19 protein-coding genes are annotated in these 24,941 nt (G+C 42.3%); 3 read left to right on the plus strand and 16 right to left on the minus strand.

Features of this window, described 5'->3' with window-relative positions; genetic code table 11:
* Window positions 1-86: 86 nt before the first annotated feature.
* From HMPREF0106_RS15070 to HMPREF0106_RS15015, 12 genes are all read right to left on the minus strand, one after another.
* The gene (locus tag HMPREF0106_RS15070) at window positions 87-1,013 is read right to left on the minus strand and encodes a diacylglycerol/lipid kinase family protein (protein ID WP_004316677.1); all 927 of its coding nucleotides are present in this window, start codon (window positions 1,011-1,013) and stop codon (window positions 87-89) included.
* Between the two features lie 57 nt (window positions 1,014-1,070).
* The gene (gene miaA, locus HMPREF0106_RS15065; protein WP_004316676.1) at window positions 1,071-1,991 is read right to left on the minus strand and encodes a tRNA (adenosine(37)-N6)-dimethylallyltransferase MiaA; all 921 of its coding nucleotides are present in this window, start codon (window positions 1,989-1,991) and stop codon (window positions 1,071-1,073) included.
* 328 nt (window positions 1,992-2,319) lie between these two features.
* Window positions 2,320-4,974, minus strand: coding sequence for a TonB-dependent receptor plug domain-containing protein (locus HMPREF0106_RS15060; RefSeq protein ID WP_009039687.1), 2,655 nt, complete (start codon window positions 4,972-4,974; stop codon window positions 2,320-2,322).
* A 21-nt stretch (window positions 4,975-4,995) separates the two neighbouring features.
* Window positions 4,996-6,201, minus strand: a complete 1,206-nt coding sequence (locus tag HMPREF0106_RS15055; protein ID WP_004313013.1) for a hypothetical protein — start codon at window positions 6,199-6,201, stop codon at window positions 4,996-4,998.
* A 105-nt stretch (window positions 6,202-6,306) separates the two neighbouring features.
* Window positions 6,307-6,951, minus strand: a complete 645-nt coding sequence (locus HMPREF0106_RS15050; RefSeq protein WP_009039688.1) for an ATP-binding cassette domain-containing protein — start codon at window positions 6,949-6,951, stop codon at window positions 6,307-6,309.
* A gap of 20 nt (window positions 6,952-6,971) precedes the next feature.
* The gene (locus HMPREF0106_RS15045; RefSeq protein WP_015532470.1) at window positions 6,972-8,519 is read right to left on the minus strand and encodes a DUF4836 family protein; all 1,548 of its coding nucleotides are present in this window, start codon (window positions 8,517-8,519) and stop codon (window positions 6,972-6,974) included.
* A gap of 40 nt (window positions 8,520-8,559) precedes the next feature.
* Window positions 8,560-9,258 carry a 16S rRNA (uracil(1498)-N(3))-methyltransferase gene (locus HMPREF0106_RS15040; RefSeq protein WP_004315426.1) on the minus strand — a complete coding sequence of 233 codons (699 nt, stop codon included), beginning with the start codon at window positions 9,256-9,258 and terminating at the stop codon, window positions 8,560-8,562.
* Window positions 9,259-9,266: 8 nt separating this feature from the next.
* Window positions 9,267-9,860, minus strand: a complete 594-nt coding sequence (locus tag HMPREF0106_RS15035; protein ID WP_009039690.1) for a bifunctional nuclease family protein — start codon at window positions 9,858-9,860, stop codon at window positions 9,267-9,269.
* A 13-nt stretch (window positions 9,861-9,873) separates the two neighbouring features.
* Entirely contained in the window at window positions 9,874-11,124 is a 1,251-nt protein-coding gene (locus HMPREF0106_RS15030) for a nucleoside permease (RefSeq protein WP_008020916.1), read from the minus strand.
* Window positions 11,125-11,647: 523 nt separating this feature from the next.
* Window positions 11,648-12,826: a class I SAM-dependent rRNA methyltransferase gene (locus HMPREF0106_RS15025; RefSeq protein WP_004315432.1), complete on the minus strand. Its 1,179-nt coding sequence runs from the start codon at window positions 12,824-12,826 to the stop codon at window positions 11,648-11,650.
* Window positions 12,827-12,931: 105 nt separating this feature from the next.
* Complete coding sequence (locus HMPREF0106_RS15020; RefSeq protein ID WP_009039691.1) at window positions 12,932-13,600, minus strand: 3'-5' exonuclease; 669 nt, start codon at window positions 13,598-13,600, stop codon at window positions 12,932-12,934.
* 8 nt (window positions 13,601-13,608) lie between these two features.
* Complete coding sequence (locus tag HMPREF0106_RS15015; protein WP_008645659.1) at window positions 13,609-14,268, minus strand: DUF5063 domain-containing protein; 660 nt, start codon at window positions 14,266-14,268, stop codon at window positions 13,609-13,611.
* 126 nt (window positions 14,269-14,394) lie between these two features.
* Between HMPREF0106_RS15015 and HMPREF0106_RS15010 the strand changes: the two genes are divergently transcribed.
* From HMPREF0106_RS15010 to trxB, 3 genes are read left to right on the plus strand one after another with little or no spacing between them, the layout of a single operon-like run.
* A complete protein-coding gene (locus HMPREF0106_RS15010) occupies window positions 14,395-16,887 on the plus strand; it encodes a DNA translocase FtsK (protein ID WP_009039692.1) in 2,493 nt (830 codons plus the stop codon).
* Between the two features lie 19 nt (window positions 16,888-16,906).
* Window positions 16,907-17,554, plus strand: a complete 648-nt coding sequence (locus tag HMPREF0106_RS15005; RefSeq protein ID WP_008645663.1) for a LolA-like putative outer membrane lipoprotein chaperone — start codon at window positions 16,907-16,909, stop codon at window positions 17,552-17,554.
* 36 nt (window positions 17,555-17,590) lie between these two features.
* On the plus strand, window positions 17,591-18,541 hold the full coding sequence (trxB, locus tag HMPREF0106_RS15000) for a thioredoxin-disulfide reductase (protein WP_004315443.1): 951 nt from the start codon (window positions 17,591-17,593) through the stop codon (window positions 18,539-18,541).
* Window positions 18,542-18,737: 196 nt separating this feature from the next.
* Here trxB and HMPREF0106_RS14995 read toward each other — a convergent pair whose 3' ends face one another.
* The 4 genes from HMPREF0106_RS14995 to HMPREF0106_RS14980 form a co-directional block, all read right to left on the minus strand.
* Window positions 18,738-21,167 carry a glycoside hydrolase family 20 protein gene (locus tag HMPREF0106_RS14995; RefSeq protein WP_008645665.1) on the minus strand — a complete coding sequence of 810 codons (2,430 nt, stop codon included), beginning with the start codon at window positions 21,165-21,167 and terminating at the stop codon, window positions 18,738-18,740.
* Window positions 21,168-21,324: 157 nt separating this feature from the next.
* Window positions 21,325-22,614, minus strand: coding sequence for a thioredoxin domain-containing protein (locus HMPREF0106_RS14990; RefSeq protein WP_008645677.1), 1,290 nt, complete (start codon window positions 22,612-22,614; stop codon window positions 21,325-21,327).
* Window positions 22,615-22,634: 20 nt separating this feature from the next.
* On the minus strand, window positions 22,635-23,795 hold the full coding sequence (locus tag HMPREF0106_RS14985) for an aspartyl protease family protein (RefSeq protein ID WP_004315449.1): 1,161 nt from the start codon (window positions 23,793-23,795) through the stop codon (window positions 22,635-22,637).
* 1 nt (window position 23,796) lies between these two features.
* Window positions 23,797-24,936, minus strand: coding sequence for an aspartyl protease family protein (locus tag HMPREF0106_RS14980; protein ID WP_004315450.1), 1,140 nt, complete (start codon window positions 24,934-24,936; stop codon window positions 23,797-23,799).
* Window positions 24,937-24,941: the final 5 nt, after the last annotated feature.

The following is a 24,941-nucleotide window of genomic DNA, read 5'->3' on the forward strand; positions in this document are numbered from 1 at the left end:
TGGCACGGATTACGCGAACTATACGGCTTTTGCAGATGTAGATTTACTAAAAAACGTGTAATCCGCGTAATCCGTGCCTGAATTTATCAATTTGGAATAATAAGTGTTGTTTTTTCCGAAAGCACCCCTACTTCCAGCGGGAAATGTCTGGGCAACAACCGCCCGTCCAAATCCACAGCGGCGTTTTGTGCCCGGAGTACTTTTACTTTCTTCGTCCGGTAGCTTTTCACTACCTTATGATTCAGGATTCTTCCCTGAATCAGCATCCATAGTCCGGAAATGATTTGCAGGAATTCCGGGCGGTAGATAACGGAGACATCCAGCCATCCGTTATAAGGAACGGCGCTAGGCGTCTGTCCCCATCCCCAGGCACTGCCTATGCATACGGTCATGATGCGTCCGCGGATATGTTCGTCGTTGATGCGGAGGTGCATCCTATAGAGTTTCCGTTCAAATATAAGAGAAAACAGGGCGGCCACGTAGGACAGGAATTTCACTCCCCAGAAGCGTTTGGTCTGATCGGTGATTTTAACGATTCGTGCCCCCAGTCCGATATTAACAGCATTGAGGAAGTAGCGGCGTTGGTGTTCTTTTCCATCGTAGAAATTGCAGTACCCCACATCTATTTTCTTCAGCCGGTGATTAATGATACAGTCGACAGCCGGTTTATATTCGGTACTAAGTCCCCAATATTTGGCGAAGTCGTTTCCGATACCATTGGGAATCATGCCGAGAGCGATGTTTTCTTTATCTTCGGCATCGGATAGCATAATGCCGTTGATGGCATCATTTAATGCCCCATCACCGCCCACAATGACAATCGTGCGATAACCATTGTTGGCCAAAATCTTGGCGAGACGTTCCACCGAACCGAAACCTTCGGATTGTACATAGTCATAGTCCACGCCTTTACTGTCCATGTACTCCTTAATTTCTTTCCAGCGCTTTTTTACCTTTCGGGTACCAGCTTTCGGGTTGTAAATCACTCCCCATTTCTTTGGTTCTACACTCATATTCGTATATCTATCCTATTGTGTATTAAAAATCACACTATATAACTGACAAAGATACTAAATCCCTTCCAGTTTCTCTTTTACAAAAGCTATCTTTTCTTTCATCGGCAGTTCCGCATTCATCCAATGGATGGTAAATCCTCTTCTTTCCATGCCGCGAAACCAGGTCATTTGTCGTTTGGCAAACTGATGGATCGCAATTTCCAGACCGTTGAACATCTCTTCATAGGTTAGTTTTCCAATAACATACAATGTCAGGTATTTATATTCCAACCCATAATAGATTAAATCATCCGGCGCAATTCCTTGCTCGATCAATTGCCGCACTTCATCTACCATTCCTTCGTCCAACCGTTGTTTCAATCGGCGGGTGATCTTTTCACGACGCAGTTCCCGGTCAATATCTACTCCGATGATGAGGCTGTTCAATTCAGGAAACTCCCGTTCGGGAACCGGATGGGCAGCATAATATTCTTCAATCTCTATCGCACGGATAGCACGTTTCACGGTATCTACGTCGGTAGAATTGTGTAATGTTTTGTACCGGCCTAATATTTCCGTCAACTCTTCGAGCGAATGATTTGCCAAACGAATACGTAATTCAGGGTTTTCCGGCACGGGCATCAGCTTATATCCTTTCAATACGGATTCCAGATACATGCCTGTCCCTCCACATAAAACGGGGAGACAGCCTTTTTGTTTGATTGATTCGTAAGAAATCAGGAAATCGCGTTGATATTCGAATACATTATATTTATATCCGGGATCTGCAATGTCGATTAAGTGGTAGGGGATTGTACGTCCGTTTACTGTATAGTCTGCCAAGTCTTTTCCCGTACCGAGATCCATCCCTCTGTATATCTGACGAGAGTCGGCACTGATAATTTCTGTATTGAGTTCATAGGCCAAGGCCGCGGCAAAGGGAGTTTTACCCGAGGCTGTAGGTCCGAGTATGGCGATTAAATCATAGTCCGGCATAGCTTCATTCTTTTATATCTGCAAAATTACGAAATAATTTTAACCTGTTTGATATTCAATCACTTTTTTATCAAGATAAGTAGAGGGAGAAGGATTCTTTATGTTTTCGTTCTTGTACAAAATGAATTCCCACCTCCACGCACTGAAAAAGAATTTTTCATTTCATTTCTCATAAGATATTAATCTGATTATCTTCCGTTTATCTAAAAACAATGAGAATATGAGAAATGAAAATGAAAAATCGTTTGCAGGGAGCACGGAATAGATTGTATTTAGTTCATTTTTTGTACCAATAATGGGTCTATTCATATCTCAAATTCAGTTTCATTTATTTTTTGTTGATCGTTTGTATCGTCCGGCATATCTTTCCGTTTTTATCCACGCCTTCTATGATGATATCTTCCGGTGCAGTGCTGTCTGGAGTATAATATTCTATAGTTGCTTTTCCGTCTGCATTCAGTTGTAAGGATGGATTCCAGTAGATAGTGCTTCGTAAATCCGAACGTTGGTCATTCTTTTTCTCGGGAGTGTCATAAGTCGGCTGATAGAACTCTACTGAATCGCTATATCCCAATGGAGTACATGTAATAATGCCCTGTGCCGGTCTTGCCGGAAGATCCTTGCCGTCTTTCAGGGTGATGACGATGGCACCTGCCGATCCGCGGGAACCTAAAATTGCTGCATCAGCACCACGAAGAAGGCTCAAACTGGACATGTCGCTGGTTTGAATCATGGTCAGTATGTCGTTGTCGTCTTCATAGACAACATCATCAATGACGATAACGGGCTGTTCAGGATTATTACGGATATGTATTTCGTTTCCGTTAGTCACACTGACCCCCGGAAGCCTGCTGACTGCATCGAAGGCCGTCTGTGCGCCGAATCCTTCGAGTCTGTCTCCTTCGATAGTGTAGGTGTTGATGCCTCCTGTATAAATACTTTCCGAACTGGCTTTCTTGCGGCTTCCTGTAACCACTACTTCTTTTAGGTTGTATACTCTCATTCCACCCTCCATATAATACTGGTCGCGGGTATTTAGCAAATAATCTTCCATAAAGGAGGTTGATGTTCCATCATGAAAAGGAGATTTAGGAGAAGCTACCGGGTATTGGGGAGCATCGATCACGATGTCTACTCCGGCGAATCCTCTTTTGGTACGTGCCTGAACGAGGAAAGTTGTGCTGTCTCTGAATGATGTATTGACGATGAATTCTCCTTTATCATCTGTGGTAGTAGTGGCAACGATGTTCTGTTTGGGAGCTAAAATACAAATAGGTCCTTTTTTGACGTTGCCGCCGAAGAAACCCTTGATACGTCCGCTGATCGTTTGTCCTTTTTCCATATAGTTGGTGAGGTTCAATGAAGGCGAAGTCAGTACATTTTGGATATGATGCCTGCGCCATCCGTGCGTCATCATCAAGAAATCTATTGTGCGAAGTGTACGCAGGTCTTGCTGAAGAACATAATACCCCGGATTTTCTACATATCCTTTCAAATCTGAAGTTAGTAAAAGGTTCGATAAGATATTATCTGCAAGTGAGTCCGGCTGGATACTTCTTCTGTCTGTAATGCTGACGGAGAAACTACCTTCTACCGGAGTTCCGTTATCATCCTTTGCTGAAATTTGCAAGGAAACCTTTTCTCTTTTTCCGTATGTAGGCTTATCCGCAAGGATTTGCCATTGATGCGGGTTCCGGTCGGGTACGAAAACTAAACGTTCGCTAAGTGCGTTTCCCTGTTGGTCGATTAACATAAAATGGGTGATACCTGCGTTGAATAAACTGTCATTCATTCTTCCAAAAGTCCTGTCGGCACTGACCGGTTGCAAGATTGCCAGCTTTCCACGAGTGTGTGCAATCAAGAATAACTTTTGAGGCCACTGGGTAGCTTCTGTTTTTTGGATTTCGTAGCGTATTTCTTTTTTGTAATGCGTCATGGAAAGAGCGATTCCTTTTTCTTCTGCGGCCGGAAGATCGAATCGCTTGGTAATGCCGTCACTAGACTTGGCAATCACATAATAGGAATTCCCTGCAATCGGGTTCAAGGTGAAAACTCCCATACCATCATGCTCCGAACGAAAAGCAGTTAATGTGTCTCCTTTTGCATCGAACAGAAATCCTTCTATTTCTGTGGAAAAACCATCCGATCCTTGAGCTTTGAAAGCTATGTTTTGATGAGCAACGGTCAAGAGAGCTCCACCTTCCGGGAAGAACTTAACGTCAAAGTCTTTTGTAAACGAAGGCAGATAGAACGTTCTCTTATAAATATATTGAGGATCGTCAAATTCTACTTCAATCTGGCGTGCGGCAATAGGCTTCAGAACCGGCAGAGAAATAGAAATCAAACCACTTTCGTCCGTCTTTCTTTTACCTTTATCTTTTATCTTTCCGTTTTCGATGGTGCGATAGCGGATGGTTGTATTTCCGAAAGCCTCTTGTGTGTTGCTGGTAAATCTGACCCTGGCTGTATAATGTGATTCGTTTTCTTGTTGATACTCAATAGTTGAAACAATCGTGTTATCAATCGAATTACCAATTTTCAGATTACGTGAATAAAAGAATTCCGGTTCCTGATTAAGCATCCAGTTGCTATATCCTCGCAAATAATAGTCACCTGCAGGGAGAGTGGGAGGGAGCGTGAAAGCATTATGGAAACCTAACGAATCTCTGCGAATCTTCTTGCGTTCCACGATAGAGTCGGAACGATTGACAAGCTCCGTAATGATGAAGTTACTTTGCGTATTGTCTTGATGAGTGACAGAATTTACGAGATACCCCTTGAACCAGATTTTTTCTCCTGCTCCATAGAAAGGCTTATCCAAATGCAGATACAGTTTTTCTTGCGGAACTTTCTCCAGCAGATTGAAATACGCAAGAATTGTATCTTGTGTGTTTTGTCCGGATAATGAGGTAAAACAGAATAACATTCCGAAAAAGAAAGCCATTGAACCTCTATTCATTGAAAATGTAGTTTTGCTTTTCATACGATATATCTTTGAATACATTTATGATTTATGCATCCAGATAGAAAGTACTTTCCTCTTTACTGCCAGTATGTTAATCACCGATACGACAATGAATAACACAACACCCATGCTGATAGCTGCCCATAATGACCCGGTTTCCAGTTGTGGAAACAATAATCGGATGCTGTCTATGTAATAACTGCGTAGCCAGGAGACTAATCCGATGGATAATACAAGTACGATAACATTCAGTCCTACCGTGAGTAACTGATAAGGCAATGCTACCTTGTTGGGACTGTACCCGATTAATAACAAACTCTCCAACTTAGTCGTATTTTTTTGCAAGAGCAAGAAAATGCTCAACATCAGGATATAGAATGAAAGAATACTGATAAATAAACCTACCCCCAATACAATGCCTACGATAAGACGGAGGAAATAAGTCGTTTTTCCGGCATCCAGTTTGCCGTCTTCCGTTTCATATCCTTTCTTTTGAAAATAGCTGGCGATAGCGGAATCCGCCGGATTGCTCACTTCGATAATCAATCGCGCCGGTTGTGCTTCTGCATTCGGTGCGAAATTCTCATTCGCCCATTTCATAAAAGACTGGGGAACAAGAATCGTATTCAGACGATTGGAGAAGCCGACAATGTTTCCTTTGTACTGTTCCACCCGTCCGTTTCCACGCATCATAATATCCATTTGAATTAGCCCCATCAATCCTTCCGAGAGCTTGGGAAGACTACGGCTCTGTGCAAAACCGAAGTTGTAAAGGTTCAGATAGTTGCGGGGAATGATAATGGGGATGGTATGCGTGCTTTCGTCGAAGTGCCACTTGTCGAGTTTGATGTCCACAAACTCATCAGGAACAGACTCAAAGAACATATCCGTGGAAAGATGAATACCAGCTTCCTGCATGCCCAATCCTGCCGATACTTTGAATTGAGAAGGAGTGAAAGCCCCTATTGTTTTGGTAAACGGTTGTTTCTTCAAATCCGCAATATCTTCGGCAGAGAACGTATTACTCTTTCCTGCAAAAGAACCGAGTGTGCTGATTTTCTTGGTAGCTATGATGAAATCCTTTTTCATAAAGCTGTCTCCCTCGGTGAATACCGGAATGACATCTTTATAAAACTGCACACTAAGCAATACAATCATCATGCCGAATAGATTGGCTAAAAAGAAACCGGCCAGTTGACCGATACTGATATGTTGGCGGAGGAGCTTCCAGACAAGGGTTGGCATTTTATTTATAATTTTACGATTTACGATTTGAAATGTTGCAGTGGAGGGAGACGGCTGATTTTCTCACTTACTATTTTCCACTCATTTTTTGTTATTTATTACTCGTTACAGTTGAAGTATATGGTTGTAAGGCAACTCGATATGCTTACCGATGGAGGTTGCGATTACACCGGCTCCTTGTGTCTTTGCCTCGGCAATGATAAGTTCACCCATGATGCGGCTGTTATCATCATCCAGATGGCTGATCGGTTCATCCAGAAATAAAAAGTCGAACGGCTGGCAGAGTGCCCGGATAAAGGCAACACGTTGCTGCTGTCCGAAAGATAGTTTGCCGGCTTTCACATTTATTTTATCTGCGATACCCAGTTGCTCGAAGAATGATAAGATTTCTTTTTTCTTTTTGCATCCGGTAAGGTTATTCTTCAATTGCACATTTTCAAGAGCGGTCAGTTCGGTGAAGATGCGTAAATCTTGAAAAAGCATACTTAGTGAATGCTTTCTTAGGTCGACCCATTGCTTCACGGAGTATGCTTTGATATTGGTTTCATCGAAATTAATAATCCCCTGGTAGTCGTTGCGATAACCATAGATATAGCTGCACAACGAAGATTTGCCGGTGCCGGAAGCTGCTTCAATCAGATACATTTCTTCTTTCCGGAAGATCAGATCCTGGTGCCATACATCCGAAGTCACCGAATTACGGTCAGCAAACACTTGGGGAAGTGTTTGCTGCAGGTGAATACTATTCATACCGTTTGTTTACAAATTAATTACATGCCGGCAAATTGCTTGGCAAAGTCTACGATTTGTTTGAGAGCGTTGACGTCTTTGTCTTTCAAGCAAAGGTCGATCTCGCTGATTTCTCCTTCTGAACTCATTGACAGATAAGAAACCTTATTGGCTAACTCAATATATGTTTTAACTTCCTGTCCTCCGAAACCTGCTACCATTTTAACAACAGGCAAGTCCAGTATTGCTTCAGCGTTGATTGCAACAAAGATGGTTTTACCCTTCATATCCGATGCGTAAGGGGCATCTTTTATCGATTTGTCGGCAGCTTTGCCCACGTTCTTGTAGAGTAACTCATCATTGGTAGCATACATTTGTTTATCCTTGATACCAAAGAATATATTCATGCCTTTTGTTTTGTAGACATATTCGTCCTTGCCAAGCTGAATGATATCTTCCCCTCTTTTCAGTCCCAATGATTGCTTGTTCTTATAAATTGTTTCGAGGGCATTACCATTCTTAACATCCGCATACATCATGAAAGTAGGAGCACTGTTCATCGTTACGTTGATTAATCCCGCAGAAATATCACCATTGAACGAGCCGAACAACTCTTTTACTTCGTCTGCTTTGGCAATAGATACTGTATTGCGGAATTCCTTATTCTCGCTCAACAAGTTGTAAAGCCCTTCTCCTTTCACACCTACGTTGAAGAACATCAGTGTGGAAGACGGGAAGTATTTAACGAAAGTGTTGTTTGCTTTTCCAAATGACTCCATTTGTTTTTTTATAAGCGCTTTCACGGCTTCGTTTTCAGTATAGTTTTCTGTTTTGAGGGCAATCTTGCCTTTCTCAAAATTCAGTCCTCCTACAAGAGTGATGTCCTCTGCTTTCACCTCGGTTGGTAACCCCATGCTTATCTGGTTGCGATAGGTTGCAGGGATAGCTTCCATAGAAGCAAGGAAGTTGATATCGCTTTTCTGCTTTTCCATTTTTTGGAAAGCTCCTGATTTTACAATGCTGTTATCTGCCGTCTGTTTCAACAGATTGGTGATGGCTTCTTTGGCTTTTTCAGTTTGAGTGGTTCCGCTTACATTGACTATCAATACAGTAGAATTGTTGAAAGCGAGCAGGCCGCCATTCATTGTTGTAAAACTGTAGCCGTCAGCTTCGCTTATCGGCTGGCAGATTTGTTCTTTAGCCATCACGTCGAGTGAAGCATGAAGATTGTCCTCATTGTTCACTTTACCTACAACAGTAGGGTAAGGGAAAGAAGAGGATGAGAATACATAGAATGGAGATTCGACATCGATTCCCGATTCACCCGGATTCTTCATGACCTTTTCCAGTTGTTGGAAGGTGGCGGCATTCATTCCGCTTTTCAGTGCTTCCAGTACTTTTTGTTTCGCAGCTTCATTCTCTTTATCATCCAATCCCGCTTTACTTGCAAGGGATTTGAGGTTGATAGAGGCAACTACCGAGGCGTCAGCCGGTATCACATTGGTATACTCCGATGTTTTGGAACATGCTGCCAGAAAAACAATCAGTACTGCCAGTACCGAGAGTCGTGAAATCGTTTTCTTTGCCATACTTATGTTATTTAAAAGTTGTATAATCATTGATTCAGAATTATTGATTTTGTAGGTTCAGCGTATGGCAGGCCACCAGTGCCGCTGTTTCCGTACGGAGTCGTGATTTGCCCAAACTGATCGGAACAAATCCCTGTTCGATGGCTTTCTTCACTTCTTCTTCACTGAAATCCCCTTCGGGACCTATCAGGACAAGGGCGTCTTCTCCGGGTTTCAGGACATTCTTTAATAAAGGTTTTTCACCTTCATAACAGTGGGCGATAAACTTCTGTCCTTTGAACTCTTGTCTGATGAACGGATCGAACTCAATCATCTCATTCAATTTAGGCAATCGTGCCTTGAGAGATTGTTTGATTGCTGATACAAGAATCTTTTCAATCCGTTCGGTCTTGATGACTTTACGTTCCGAGAAACGGCAGTTGAGGAAAGTCAGTTCGTCAAATCCGATTTCGGTAGCTTTCTCTGCAAACCATTCGTTACGGTCCATGTTCTTCGTCGGTGCCATGGCAATGTGTAAATGGCACGGCCATAACGGTTCCTGAAAAATCGTTTCTTTGATCGTTACAAAACAACGTTTGTTGGTCGCAACAGTAATTTCAGCTTTGTAGAAGTTCCCCTTACCGTCCGTAAGAGTGATTTCATCTCCGATACCTAATCGCAGAACGCGGGTACAATGTTGTGCTTCCTCTTCGGGAAGTTCGTTGCTTTTCTGTATATCGGGAGTATAAAAAACGTGCATAATGTTACTTACTGGTTTTTATTTCTTGAATTGATTTGGTCACGTATCCGGGCGGCTAATTCATAATTCTCATCTTTGATAGCCTGCTCCAGTGCTTCCTCAAGCGTTATGGAAGTAGCATCCGGCAAATCATGTTCTTCTTCAGTCTCTTCGTCGTTGTCCGTTTTTTCAGAATGGGTTCTTTCTTCCGACGACATGTGAAGGCATTCCTGTTCAAGAATAGATTCATAAATAAGAATTGGACAGTCGGCACGCACTGCCAAGGCAATTGCGTCTGAAGTCCGTGCGTCAATACGTATAATCTCTTCGTCTTTCTTAAGGTAAATATAGGAGTAAAAAATACCATCCTTTGCTTTGTAAATTAACACACGTATCAGACTGGCTCCCAGTATGGTGAGGCTTGTTGTAAACAGATCGTGTGTCAATGGACGGGGTGTCTTTACTCCCTTCAGATATAAAGCGGTAGCCTGGGCTTCCGCGGGACCGATGATGATAGGCAGTTGCCGTTCACCGTCCACTTCGCCTAATAGCATAGCAAATGCGCCTACTTGCGCCTGGCTGTTCGTGATATTTATAACTTGTAATTCTACCTTTTTGTCCATCGTTCTCTTTTACTTAATTTGTTTTACTCTCCTGCTGGTGTTTGTACTTGAATACCAAGGCAAACAGGATGCCGATCACCAGCGCGTATGCTGCGAATATCAGCCAGATATCCATCCATTCGCGACTCACCAGTCTGCCGTCAGCATACACAGAGAATGCATCTACTACCGCACCGCTGGCATATCCGCCAATGATGGCTCCCAGTCCGTTGGTCATCATAAAGAACAACCCCTGTGCACTGGCACGGATGGAAGAATTGGCTTCTTGTTCAACAAACAATGAACCGGAAATGTTGAAGAAATCAAAGGCCATACCATAAACGATCATGGAAAGGATCAGCATCCATAGTCCCGATCCCGGATCTCCAAAACCGAACAGCCCAAACCGGAATACCCAGGCAAACATACTGATTAACATGACTTGCTTGATTCCGAAATGACGCAGGAAGAAAGGTATGGCAAGAATAAACAGTGTTTCCGACATCTGCGAGATGGACAGCAGGATTACCGAATGTTTCACTCCGAATGATTCTGCATATTCGGGGATGCTGGCAAAGCTACTTAAGAAAAGATCACCGTAAGTATTTGTAATCTGCAATGCCGCACCTAAAAGCATAGAGAAAAGGAAGAAAATAGCCATCTTCTTTTTCTTGAATAACACCAGCGCATCCAGACCGAAAGCGGAGAGCCATGATTTGTTTTCTGATTTAGCCGGTCGGCAAGCGGGAAGGGTGAAAGAATAAAGCCCGAGTAGTAATGCGGAAGCACCGCCTACATAAAGCTGTGCACTTGAATTCTTAAACCCGGTAAGGTCGACTGCCCACATGGCACAGATAAAACCGATCGTTCCCCATACACGGATGGGAGGGAAGTCTTTAATCAGGTCACATTTATATTGTTCTAGTGCATTGTACGATACAGTGTTAGCGAGGGATAGCGTGGGCATGTATACCAACAGGTTGAGTAGCATAGCCCAATACATCTGGTCGTATCCTGTTGCAGTAGAAGCGTAGAAGAGGCATCCGGCTCCTGCGATATGGCAAAGCCCGTATAAACGTTCTGCATTAAACCATTTATCGGCAATGATACCGATAATACCCGGCATTACCAAAGAGGCAATCCCCATAGTAGCGAAAATGGCTCCGATCTGTCCTCCTTCGAAATGAAGTTCTCTTCCCATATAGCCACCTAGTGATATTAACCAGGACCCCCATACAAAGAATTGCAGGAAGTTCATAATAATCAAACGAACTTTTATACTCATGACTTTTTTAATTTGTGTTTCTCTTCACGTTCATAAACCTTGCAAATATAATATTTTCATTGAATAGGTAGACTAGTAATTTGATAAAAAGGGGATAAAAATGGCATAAATGCGAAGAAAAGAAGAGATTTGGTCGTGAAAAAACAAATGAAGGGGGTATAAAAAAAAGAAGGCTATCTATCCCAGACAGCCAATCTTTGTTAACCTTAAATCTAATACCATGAAAAACACAGTGCAAAGATAGACGGTTTATGTTATACAACATAATGTTTTCTCAAAAATCTTCCGTTTGTTAACTCTAATTAACTTTGAATCCTCCGTTTTTCTGTTACTGCCCTTCTGTTTCACCACAGATTACACGGATTAACACAGATTTTTATCAATCAATCATTATATCCGGATTCTCTGTTCTCACCTTAGAAAAGGAAAAGGACTTCGTGAAGCCCTGTGCCACCCTGTGGAACTCCTGCATGACTTTGTGATAAAAATCTGTGTTAATCCGTGTAATCCGTGGTGAATCCGGTTATTCTACATAGAGTACCAGGCCTTTCAGGTATTCTCCTTCAGGATGGTAGATGTTTACCGGATGGTCGGCGGGTTGAGTCAGTTGATGCAGGATGCGTACACTACGTCCTGACATGGCTGCTGCGGTAAATACGGCAGTACGGAAATTGTCCTTGCTTACTACTTGCGAACAAGAGAAAGTAAACAGGATGCCGCCCGGTTTGATTTTCTCGAATGCTTTGGCATTCAGTTTGCGATAACCTTGTAAAGCATTCCGCAGGGCGTCTTTGTGTTTGGCAAATGCGGGCGGGTCGAGAATGATTAAATCATACTGGTCGCCCATGCGGTCGAGATATTTGAAAGCGTCCTCGGCAAAAGCCTCGTGGCGGGAATCACCGGGGAAGTTCAGTTCTACATTTTTATTAGTCAGATCAATTGCTTTGGCAGAGCTGTCGACAGAGTGGACGAGCTTTGCACCTCCGCGCATGGCATAGAATGAGAATCCGCCGGTATAGCAGAACATATTCAGTACCGAACGGTCTTTGGCATAACGTTCCAGTAAAGAACGATTTTCGCGCTGGTCTACAAAAAATCCGGTCTTTTGACCTTTCAGCCAGTCTACATGGAACTGCAAACCATATTCTTGCGCGATATTATCACTGCTTCCTCCTTTCAAGAAACCGTTTTCGGGGAAAAGATCTGCTTTAAAAGGAAGAGTTGTTTCTGATTTATAATAGATATTCTCGATCTTGTCGCCCATTACTTCGGATAAAGCTTCGGCAATTGTCATGCGGTCTACGTGCATTCCTGCAGAGTGTGCCTGCATGACTGCAGTTTTGGCATAAACGTCAATAACCAGTCCGGGGAGATTGTCTCCTTCACCATGAACGAGCCGGTAAGTGTTGTTGGTCGGATTGGTGGCGATGCCGATACTGCGACGCATATCGTATGCTATTTCCAGTTTGCGTTTCCAAAAATCGTGATCGATAGGTTCCTGATGGAAAGACAGTACGCGCACAGCAATACTTCCGATCTGGAAATGTCCTTCGGCAATAAATTCTTTTTTGGAGGTGTATACTTCTACAACTTCACCTTCATCGGGCTCTCCGTCAAAACGGGCGATAGCACCGGAAAAAATCCAGGGGTGGAATCTCTTAAGAGAATCTTCTTTACCGGGTTTTAGATATACTTTATGCATAATATAGCCTTTCCCTAACCCTCTCCCAGGGAGAGGAGGATTGAGATAGTTTTGTTATTGGTTATTAATTACTTATTTTATTATTTATCACTTATCATTTATCGTCTATGACTGCTGGTTACTTATAGGGCCGATAGTGACTTCTTTCCTTTCCTTGGGAGCAGGTGGGAGAGCAGCTATTTCCCAATCTCCTGTCTGTTTCAGCTCTTGCAACAGATTATAGATGTTGAGGCAAGCCCATGCATCCGTGGCGGCATATTGTTTCTGCCCGTCGCTCAATACATCAGCTTCCCAGTTGGACAAGCGCTGTGATTTGGATATTTTTTCTTTGAATAAGATGGCATAAATCTTTTGCAGACTTTTGTCCTGTATACCGAATTGGCGCACATAGTCCTGCAACTCAATACAGCTTTGTTGAGTGAAAGGTGCGCGTTTGTGCAGCATCATAAAGTCATCTTTCAGTGAAAGGCCCACTTTGATTACAGCCGGGTTCTCTAATAAGTCAACCAATGGCTGGGTCAATCCCGTCATGTTGAGCCGGAATAGGAAACAACATTCTTCAGAAGAAATCTGGAGGAGTGCTACTTTGTGCGATTGTCCTTTGGTAAAGGAAGGACGCGTTTCACTGTCAATGCCTATCACAGATCTGGATTGGAGGTAAGCTACTGCTCTTTCCGTTTCAGCTTCCGACTGGATAACGTAAATACGTCCCGGAAAAACAGTTTTCGGGAGTTCTTTTAGTTCATCTTTATCTATGGTTCTTCTTACAATCATTTCTATTTTTATTCATCATCGTGGCAATGGCAACCGTCTTCGTGACAGTGGCAATCATCGTCGTGGCAATGACAGCCTTCTTCTTCACAACAATCGTTGTCGTCGCTTGGTTCGTAAAATCCTTCTTCATTACCATTCTCTTCCTCCTCTTCCAGCTGGTTGTATTTCACGTCATGAAGGGCGCGTAGCGTGTTTACCAGTTTCTGTCCCCACAGTGTACCGAAGTTTTCCTGACAGATAGCCAATGAATCATTCATTGTTTCGTTCAGTCCCAGTTGGAAGACAAATATGAAATCTTTAATATCCTGATAAATGTCAGCCAGATCTTCCGATATTGATTTCTTGATAGGCTGGTCGCTATAAACCATATCTTGTACGAATACGTCCAGATAATCATCCTTGTCACCCATCAATCCTGAAAGATTAATACGCAGAATTTCGTAAATCTCTTCTGTGACATACGTTTCGGGTGCTTCGTCCCCGATCGTCTCACATTTGGGTAGCATAGATGCTTTGAGATAGAGCAGGGGGAGTATTTTTAATGATGTATCAACGAAAGTACTACGCTTCATGCGTTCGGCACGTTCGAGAAATGCACAAAATTCGGCGGCTACTGTAACGAACTCAATTACGTTCTTATCAAATATCGTTTGGCTTTCTTTTTCCATGATCTATATTGATTTGAAACGCAAAGGTAAGAAAAAGGATTGAATGAGCGTAGTGCTCGTTATTTTTTTATTATTTTTGCGGCTTAGAATCTCATTCCAATTTTATAAAAATAGAATAAAAGACTCATGGCAAAGAAGAAATTAGATAAGGAGGCAGAAAGCACTCCCTCTTCCCCCAGTAAAATTGTGGCTGTATGTAAGAATGAAACTGTTCATTTTGTGATTGGATTGATGCTGGTCATCTTTTCCGTTTACCTGTTGTTGGCTTTTTCTTCCTTCTTCTTTACGGGGGCTGCCGATCAAAGTATTATCGATAGCGGTAGTTCGGCGGATTTGGCGGCTGTTAATAATCAGGTGAAGAATTATGCCGGTTCACGTGGAGCGCAGTTGGCAAGCTATCTGATAAACGACTGTTTCGGCATTTCCTCTTTCTTTATACTTGTTTTTCTGGCAGTGGCAGGATTGAAGTTGATGCGTGTACGTGTGGTCCGCTTGTGGAAGTGGTTTATTGGCTGCACGCTTTTATTAGTCTGGTTCTCCATATTCTTCGGATTTGCTTTTATGGATCATTATCAGGATTCTTTCATTTATCTGGGCGGTATGCATGGATACAATGTCAGTCGTTGGTTAATCTCACAAGTAGGAGTACCTGGTGTATGGATGATCCTGTTGATAACTGCTATCTGTTTCTTTATATATATAAGTGCGCGTACTGTTATTTGGTTGCGTAAACTTTTTGCGTTGAGCTTCCTAAAACGCGAAAAGAAAGAGAAGGAAGAAGTCATCCCGGAAGGGGAAGGCGATCAGGAATTCACGACTTCCCAACCGCAGGAAGTGGAGTTCAATTTGAAACGGACGTATAAACAGACACCTCCTCCGGCACCAGTGATGGATATACAGGCTGAAGAACCCGAAGATGAATTCCCGCTCAACCAGCCGGATCCGGAAGATTCTCCTTTGTCTGATGGAAGTGAAGGAGTGACGATGGTGTTTGAACCGACTGTTTCCAACCCTGTTCCCGCTGTGCAGGACGAACCTTTGGAAGAGGCGGAACCCGGGTTTGAAGTAGAACCTGCTGCTTCTGAAGAAGAATATGAGGGACCGGAACTCGAACCTTATAATCCTACTAAGGATTTGGAAAACTACCGCTTCCCGACTATCGACCTGATGAAGCATTTTGAAAATGATGATCCGACGATTGACATGGACGAACAAAATGCAAACAAAGATCGTATCATCAATACATTGCGCAGTTTCGGAATCGAAATCAGTACGATTAAAGCAACGGTAGGACCTACGGTAACTCTATACGAAATCACTCCGGAGCAAGGAGTACGTATTTCTAAAATCCGTGGTTTGGAGGATGATATTGCATTAAGCCTTTCTGCTGACGGTATCCGTATCATCGCTCCGATACCGGGTAAAGGAACAATCGGTATTGAAGTGCCGAACAAGAATCCGAAGATCGTTTCCGGGCAAAGTGTGATCGGAAGTAAGAAATTCCAGGAATCCAAATATGATCTGCCTATTGTATTGGGTAAGACCATCACGAATGAAGTCTTTATGTTCGACCTTTGCAAGATGCCGCACGTATTGGTGGCGGGTGCAACCGGTCAGGGTAAGTCAGTAGGTTTGAATGCTATTATTACTTCCTTATTATATAAGAAGCATCCGGCAGAATTGAAATTTGTACTGGTCGATCCGAAGAAAGTAGAATTCAGCATCTATTCGGTGATTGAAAATCATTTCCTGGCCAAACTTCCTGATGGAGGCGAACCGATTATTACAGACGTAACGAAGGTCGTGCAAACCCTGAACTCTGTTTGTGTAGAGATGGATACCCGTTATGACCTGCTGAAGATGGCGCATGTACGTAATATCAGAGAATATAACGAGAAGTTTATTAACCGTCGTCTGAATCCGGAAAAGGGGCATAAGTTTATGCCGTATATCGTAGTGGTTATTGACGAGTTCGGAGATTTGATTATGACTGCCGGTAAGGAAGTGGAACTTCCGATTGCCCGTATTGCGCAGTTGGCACGTGCTGTCGGTATTCACATGATTATTGCTACACAGCGTCCGACTACCAATATCATTACGGGTACGATTAAAGCCAACTTCCCGGCGCGTATCGCTTTCCGTGTATCTGCCATGATGGACTCTCGTACTATTCTTGACCGTCCGGGTGCTAACCGCCTGATTGGTAAAGGGGATATGCTCTTCTTGCAGGGAGCTGATCCGGTACGTGTGCAGTGTGCCTTTATCGATACGCCGGAAGTGGAAGAGATTACAAAATTCATTGCCCGTCAGCAAGGTTATCCTACTCCGTTCTTCCTGCCCGAATATGTGAGTGAAGATAGTAATAGTGAAGTAGGGGATATTGATATGGGACGTCTCGATCCGTTGTTTGAAGATGCAGCCCGGTTGGTTGTTATTCATCAGCAAGGTTCCACTTCATTGATTCAGCGTAAATTTGCGATTGGCTATAATCGTGCCGGCCGTATAATGGATCAATTGGAGAAAGCCGGAATTGTAGGTCCTACACAAGGAAGTAAGGCGCGTGACGTATTGTGTATTGACGATAATGATCTTGAAATGCGATTGAACAATTTACAGTAATAGTTCGTTTATTAATCAAATGAGAAAGTACATTTTTAGTGTTTTAATAGCTTTACTGTCTTTGCCTGTGATTGCTCAACAACAGCAGTCCCAGGCTAGAGTCATTCTTGACAAAACGGCAGAGGCGTTTCGTAAAGCTGGTGGCGTGAAGGCTGATTTTACTGTAAAGGCTGTGGCAAACGGCTTGGTAGAAGGTGCTGAAAACGGAACAATTCAGTTGAAAGGAGAGAAATTCGTACTGAAAACATCTGATATCATCACTTGGTTTGACGGAAAAACGCAATGGAGTTATGTGACAAAGAATGATGAAGTGAATGTCAGTAATCCGACGCAGGAAGAGTTGCAGCAGATAAATCCGTATACATTTCTGTATATGTATCAGAAAGGATTCTCTTATAAGTTGGGGACAACCAAAACGTTTCGTGGAAAAGCTGTTTGGGAAGTCGTTCTGACTGCCAGGGATAAGAAACAGGAGTTGGAACGTATCACTCTTTTTGTGACGAAGGACACTTATGAACCTCTATATATTTTGCTTCAGCAGCGTGGACAGCAGACACGTAATGAGATAACCGTTACAAGTTATCAGACGGGGCAGAATTATACGGATCGTGTTTTTACTTTTGATAAAAAACAATATCCCAATGCAGAGGTGATAGATTTGAGATAACATGTTTTTATAACAAAACAATAAAGATAAATTAAAATGGCAGAAATAGAAAAAGTGAAATGCCTGATTATAGGTTCAGGACCTGCCGGATATACGGCAGCGATTTACGCAGGACGTGCAAATTTATGTCCGGTACTATATGAAGGATTGCAGCCGGGCGGCCAGTTGACTACTACGACAGATGTAGAAAACTTTCCCGGTTATCCGGAAGGTATCAGTGGTCCGCAGTTGATGGAAGATTTGCGTGCACAGGCAAGCCGTTTCGGAACAGATATTCGTTTTGGTATCGCTACGGCAGCAGATTTAAGCAAAGCTCCTTATAAAATAACAATTGACGGTGATAAAGTGATTGAAACGGAATCATTGATTATTGCTACCGGGGCAACTGCTAAATATCTGGGGCTGGAGGATGAAAAGAAATATGCCGGAATGGGTGTAAGCGCTTGTGCTACTTGTGACGGATTTTTCTATCGTAAGAAAGTGGTTGCTGTAGTTGGTGGAGGTGATACTGCTTGTGAAGAAGCGGTTTATCTTGCCGGTCTTGCATCCAAGGTATATCTGATCGTTCGTAAACCTTTCCTGCGTGCATCGAAGATTATGCAGGAACGTGTCATGAACCATGAGAAGATTGAAGTTCTTTTTGAACACAATGCAGTTGGTTTGTTTGGTGACAATGGCGTAGAGGGTGTAAACTTGGTGAAACGTTGGGGTGAACCGGACGAAGAACGTTATAGTTTACCTATCGACGGTTTCTTCCTGGCTATCGGACATCAACCAAATACTGAAATATTTAAGGAGTATATCGATACGGACGAAGTAGGTTATATTATTACAGACGGTGATAGTCCTCGTACGAAAGTGCCCGGAGTTTTTGCAGCAGGAGATGTGGCCGATCCGCATTATCGTCAGGCTATTACAGCTGCGGGAAGTGGATGTAAGGCTGCCTTGGAGGCAGAACGTTACCTTTCTTCCAAAGGGCTTGTGTGATAAATATATCTTCGGTGTAAACGAATGAATGATAATTATGCCTTTTGGGGTGTGATTGATTATAAATAAAACGGTGAACATTAGTATTAAACTAGCGTTCACCGTTTTGTTATTCAGGTACGGAGATAAATGATGTGGATTCCACGTCCTGTTGAGTCAGTACCGTGAAATCCGCATGAAATATAGTTAGCTTTGTTTAATAAGCTTCTATTTCATCAATCCATAATTCGGCAGGAATTACTTCCGGGCCATTGTTCTTTTCAAAGTTAACCCCATTGCGCAGTGTGCCGCCATTCTTAATCTTAACTTTCAGGAAGGTAGCCTGTGTTGGCTCAAATTCAATGGAATCAGTGAATGCAATTCGTCCTGTTTCCGGATAATCGTGTTTCAAGGCTTTTTCAGCTACCGGAGTGTATTGTTTGCCATCTGCTGATACTTCTACGGCAACTCCTCCTGCAGGAAGAATTCTCATAGCCGGATTGAATAAAGAGCCGAAAATTATTTTGCTGATTTGTGTCGGCTTATCCAAATTAACGATAAATTCCAAGTCTTTACCTTCAACAATGCCAAAGCTGCACCACGGAGTATAAGAAGCGTTATTTCCTCGTTTACCGTTGGTCAGTCCGAAGGTTGTCTTGTCAGCTCCTAATACATCGTTTTCATCAAATATATCGCCTGTCCATCCCATCTTATAATTAACAGTATAGGGCTTTCCTGTCAATAAATTACCGTATAATGGCTTGTGAGCTACTTTACCCAGCATTTTTCCATCTTTGAAAGCAGCGGCTTTCAGGTCGATATTACCTTCCAGAACGAAAGGCTTTTCGTACACTGTGGATGTTTTACTAGGTTCACTGCCGTCCGTAGTATATCGGATTTCTGCATTCGGATAGAAACTTTCCAGCATTACCATTAAAGGAGCGTTTTCATCCGCGTGCGTATTTACGTTTACGTCAAAGAAGTTGAGACAAGGTTTGGTGTTCATTACTTCCAAACGTTCAAATTCAGTTACCATTCGTTCGCAGAAATTCTTCCAGTCTTTGTTTGCGTTTTGTGTCCATGCCGTTTCGGCGATAGCCATTGCACGCGGGAAAGCTTGATAGTCTGTACGTTCGGAAGTCTGCATATATTCTCTCCATATATTACCTTGTATTCCGATGATATGCTTCTTGGCAAGTTCGTCTGCATCATCCGGGACAGGGTTGTAGCTATATGTTTTTTTCAGTGTGTTGTATCCGCCGATAGTAGTCGGGGCAATTTCAGGTTCTTCCTGGTAGTAGTCCAGATATACATAAGGGTTCGGAGTCATGATTGCATTATGTCCGGCTTTGGCAGCGTTCATTCCTCCTTCTACACCACGCCATGACATAACAGTCGCATTTGGAGCCAGACCACCTTCGAGGATTTCATCCCAACCAATGATGTTTCTGCCTTTACTATTCAGATACTTTTCCATGCGGGTAACGAAATAGCTCTGCAACTTATCCTCTTTACTATGCTTTATTCCGTCTGTCTTGCTGGGAGCCGTATCATCCTTCAGTCCTAACTGGCGGATTAGCTGCTGGCAGAAAGCACTGTTCTTCCATGCTGTCTTGGGACATTCGTCGCCACCGATGTGAATGTATTCGCTAGGGAATAATTCAATTACTTCATCCATCACTCCTTCAAAGAATTTGAAAGTTGTTTCACTCGGACAGAACACCTGTTCGAATACACCCCATGTAGGAGATACTTTATAAGTCTGTGTAGAATCACATGACAGTTCCGGATAGGCAGCCAGTGCAGCCAACGCATGTCCCGGCATTTCTATTTCGGGAACAACGTTGATATATTTACTTGCAGCATAAGCTACTACATCTTTGATTTGTTCCTGTGTGTAATACCCTCCGTGTTCTTTTCCGTCGAATACTTGCGGATAATTTACATAGTAATAGTCTACCAATGTCTTTTCACGTTTAGAACCGATTTCTGTCAATTTAGGATATTTCTTGATTTCGATTCTCCATCCCTGATCGTCTGTCAAATGCCAATGGAAAACATTCATCTTGTTCATTGCCAGCAAGTCGATAAACTTGTAAATATAGTCAATCGGTACATAATGGCGGCAAACATCCAGCATCAGTCCGCGGTGAACAAAACGGGGCGAATCTTCTATTTCTACAGCAGGAACCGACCAGTTTGCTTTCTTATCCAACTGGTTTCCGTAAACCGCCGGAGGGAGTAACTGATAAAGTGTCTGTACGCCGTAGAAGAACCCGTTCGGTTGAGAAGCGGTAAGCGTGATGAGACTGGGAGTAACGGATAATTTATATCCTTCCTTCGGCATACCTTCTTGTACAACAAAGCAGATTGCTGATTTTCCATCTGCACTTTCTGCCTCTTTCAACGAGATTCCTGCTGTCAGTTTTAGTTGTCCGGCCAGGCTGTCGGCAATGCTTTTTACTTCCGGAGCATCCGAAGGTACTACGAGGCAGACTTTGCTGTTTAGTTCAAAACGTCCTTCCTGTGGGAGAATTTGATTGGGTTTGGGAACGATGTTGTACTCGTTCACCACTTCTTTTGTCTTTTGGCAACCGGGGGCAATCATAAGCAAAGACAAAAGAAGAAGAGAAATACTTTTCTTCATGGTCAAAATGTGTGTTAAGTTATAAATAGATTTGACAGGGCAAATGTACTTGTTTTAATGATAAGTTCCAATGATATGGAAATAAAAAAGCCGGAATGATGTCCGGCTTTTAGCTAAAGTTTCAGATTAATGTAGTTATATAATAAAGAGAGAGTTTTTATTTCAGTAGTTGCTCTTCGATGATTTGCACATACTTTTCCGGCGTAGCACCAACCTCGATTATCGGTTTGCCGCCTACCGGGATGAAGAATAACGTAGGTAATGCTTGTACACTGAAGTGGCTGCATAAATCTTTTTCTTTATCAGCATTTACCTTATAGAATATAACTTTTCCTTTATATTTTTCGGCCAGCTTTTCCATTTCCGGAAGTAAACGCATGCAAGGTCCGCACCAAGTTGCCCAGAAATCAATCACAACCGGTTTGTCGCCATTATAAACGAAATCATTTCCTTTTCGATAGTCGAAAATGTGTTCGAGGAAGAACTGGCGGGTAATTGGATTCAATTTACCATCTTCAACTTTGGTTTCCGTCACTTTAGCTTCCGCTTCCGGTATAGGAACCATGTCAAACGGCTGAAAATAAATTTTCTGATGAATATAGTCGATGGATATAATTCCGTAGTCCAGTATCTTTTTGCCTAATACGGAACGTTTCAAGAATGGGTTTTTCACTGCTATGGCATCTTCAATCTTTGTTTTTACAAACATCGTTTCAGGTAGGATGAGGCTTTCCTCATCTTGACTTATTTCTTTATATCCATTGGAGACTTTTTGGTTACTCCCTTTGGTATATTGTGCGCTCCATGTATTGAAATCTGCTTCAGTAAGATTCACTAATCCTTCACTCCATGTATCCAGAACAAAAGATATCGGCTTTCCCTGAATGTTTATCGGGCATACTACTCCTAATCCTGTTATCAGGTTAAAATTTTCCCGATAGTTAAGTTTCATATAAGAAGGACGGTAGGGTTGTGTAATCGTAATTTTCTTCCGTTGCATGTCAATGGTTAATACAGAAGTGCGGAAAACAGCACCACTTAATACACCCATAACCCCTAGCTTGCGTAGATAGGGTTCGTCTTCTAATGTGAAAGCCGGAAGATCGTTTGCAAATGTATTTTTACCAATAGCTACTGTTCCCATTTCATATACCTTTCCAACAGGCACCTGTTTAAATACAAAATCTTGGTAAGAACTAAAAGTTCCTCTCTTTTCTGTATTGATGTGTAACTTTTTGAGAGCTTCAGGAAGTAGAGCGTTATGTCCCGATAAATCAAGGACAAAGTCAGCCACTTCACCATTTATAGTGGCTTCCACGATAATTTTTCCATCAATAGTTTTGAATGGAATGACCTCTGTCATACTGTTTTGTGTTTGTGCACTGATGCCTCCTGTGATACAAAATGCAAGCAAACAGAGATACATTTTAGTTATTATTCGTTTCATATATTCTTTCTGTTTAAAGTTTATTTCTCTTTCCTGATTTCAATTCTTTTCTCTTGATTATCTTTTTTGATGATAATATAGCCGGTATCACCAGGTATAGCATTCATAATTTCTTCTACGGCCATCTGGCTCATGGGGCAATCTTTAAGAGAAGTTCCGTTGATATTAATCACTTCGTCGCCGAAAGCAACTGTATCTTTCATGCTATCCCATATAGTTGTAATTTCGAATCTTTCGTTACGCGGTAATATGCTTACGTTCCAAAGAGCGGGAGCACCACCCATGTCGATTTTCCCTTCTTCAAATGGGAGGAAGTAAAAACGTCTCCGCATATAATCAATAATTACTTTACCATATTGCAGTAGATCCACCCCGATGATAGTTCCATTCATGACAGTTGTTGTACTACCTACGTTTGTGAATTCTTTTCCCATGATATTGATGGAAGGTACAGATACTTTTTTAATATCCACCGGCTTGCCCAACCCTGTTATTCCGGCAGCTACGATACCATATCCATGATTGGTAACTTGCGAGATGTCAGCCAGCCTGTTGTAATCTTCCGTAGAATAAAGTAGAAAGCCTCCGGCACCTGTGTCGAACAGAACTTTTAAATCATTATTTCCTAAACGAACGTTGACGATGGAATGATGTTCAGTTTCATCCAACAAAGGAATTCCGTCTGTAACCTTTAACTTTTCGGGACGATAAGGATAGTTGATTACCATTATTTTAGAACGGGAATCGAATGTTACTACCGACTGTGCAAAGGCATCTCCTCCAAGAATTCCGACAACTCCCAGGTCTGTGAAGAATGGATTCTTAGGTAGTACCATCGTTTTCAACTGTTTGATTTTGTAGTTCTTTCCGATGGAAACATTTTGTACGTGGGCTTCCTGATAGTTGGAGCCTTGTGCATTCACATCGGAAATGCGCATATATCCTGCGGCAGTAGCTTTCATTTCAGTTGCGGCGTCATACATAGTCCCGGTTCTTCCTCCTGTATCGACGATGTATTTTACATTTACACCATTAACAGTAACGGGTATAATGATTTTCTCCTGAATGAATTCATAAGGAATGGTATCGCAAACCTTATTCTGGATTTGCGCTACCATTTCTTGTCCGCAGTTTAGAAATAATAGCAGCCATAAGCCGGTCAGTATTCCTATTCTTTTCATGTCATTCTTTTTTGTAGATAATATTTTTTATTCCGGAAGCAGTCTCAATCGTTAGCTTCGTCTGTTTTTTCTCTTTCAATTCCGGTATTCCGTTCAGAATACTTTCGCAGAAGTCATATTTCTTAGCAGGTTTGCCATTAATCTTAATCACTTTGTCTCCTACTTCTATCTTACCTTTCGTGCTACTCCAGACGGTAGATACAAATAAGTCTCCGTCTTTGACCGTCAAATCGAAGTTGTTGCATTGATTGTTGATTTCATTATCCGGTTGGAAAGCTTCAAAATAGAATCTTCCACGTGGATAGTCGATAGTCACTTTCCCGTATTGTAATAACTTTACACCTAGTAATGTATAAGGGTGTTTGTCTGTATGGGTCGTTAAGTTGCGGAATTTGGTGGCTCCTACTGATAATAAGGGAATATGTACTCTATATGAAGATGCTTTATCTGCTTGTCCGGCTACTCCGATACTTCCTTCCCCATATCCTTCAGAAACGACTTCCATAGATGCCTCCGGTTTAATTCTCTCAAAATCACTTTCAATAAGAGATAACAGACTGGGACTGCCTGTATCAAATAATACAGTGATGTTGCTGACCGGAGCGATCTGTACATTGACAATTGGCATTCCCCCTTCTTTCGTGAAATTCAGCATTTTTCGTAAAGATACTGTAGAAGGCTTTTCGGCAGATGTGACTATGATATTTTTAGTCTGCGAATCAATGCTTACAATAGTACTTGCAAATAAATCGCTTCCGATGATACCATCTACTCCAAAACATTCCCAGCCTTTTACTTCATTGATGATTAGCGACGGGGCATTTTTAAAGTTAATAACATCATCGGGAGTCGTCAGATTTTCTATTCGCGTAGTTTTGTAATAGCTTTCCACGTTATTCACATCTGTCACCTTCATAGAGTCTGTTGCTGTTATTTGTAGTGCTTGACAGGCTTTAGTGGTAAGTGCGGTGCGCCCTCCGGTATCAAAGATAAAAGGGCGTGCATTGCCGTTCACTTTCATTTCGATAACCATTTTTTCGCCTACCATCCGATAAGGTATGGTTGCTTTATATTGTTGGGCGAATAAAGGGACCGCCATGCAAAAGGCAATGACGGTTCCTATTAGACGAGTATATTTCATAGACT

Origin of the sequence: Bacteroides sp. D22, from assembly GCF_000163675.1 — a bacterium.
GTDB classification, from domain to species: domain Bacteria; phylum Bacteroidota; class Bacteroidia; order Bacteroidales; family Bacteroidaceae; genus Bacteroides; species Bacteroides xylanisolvens.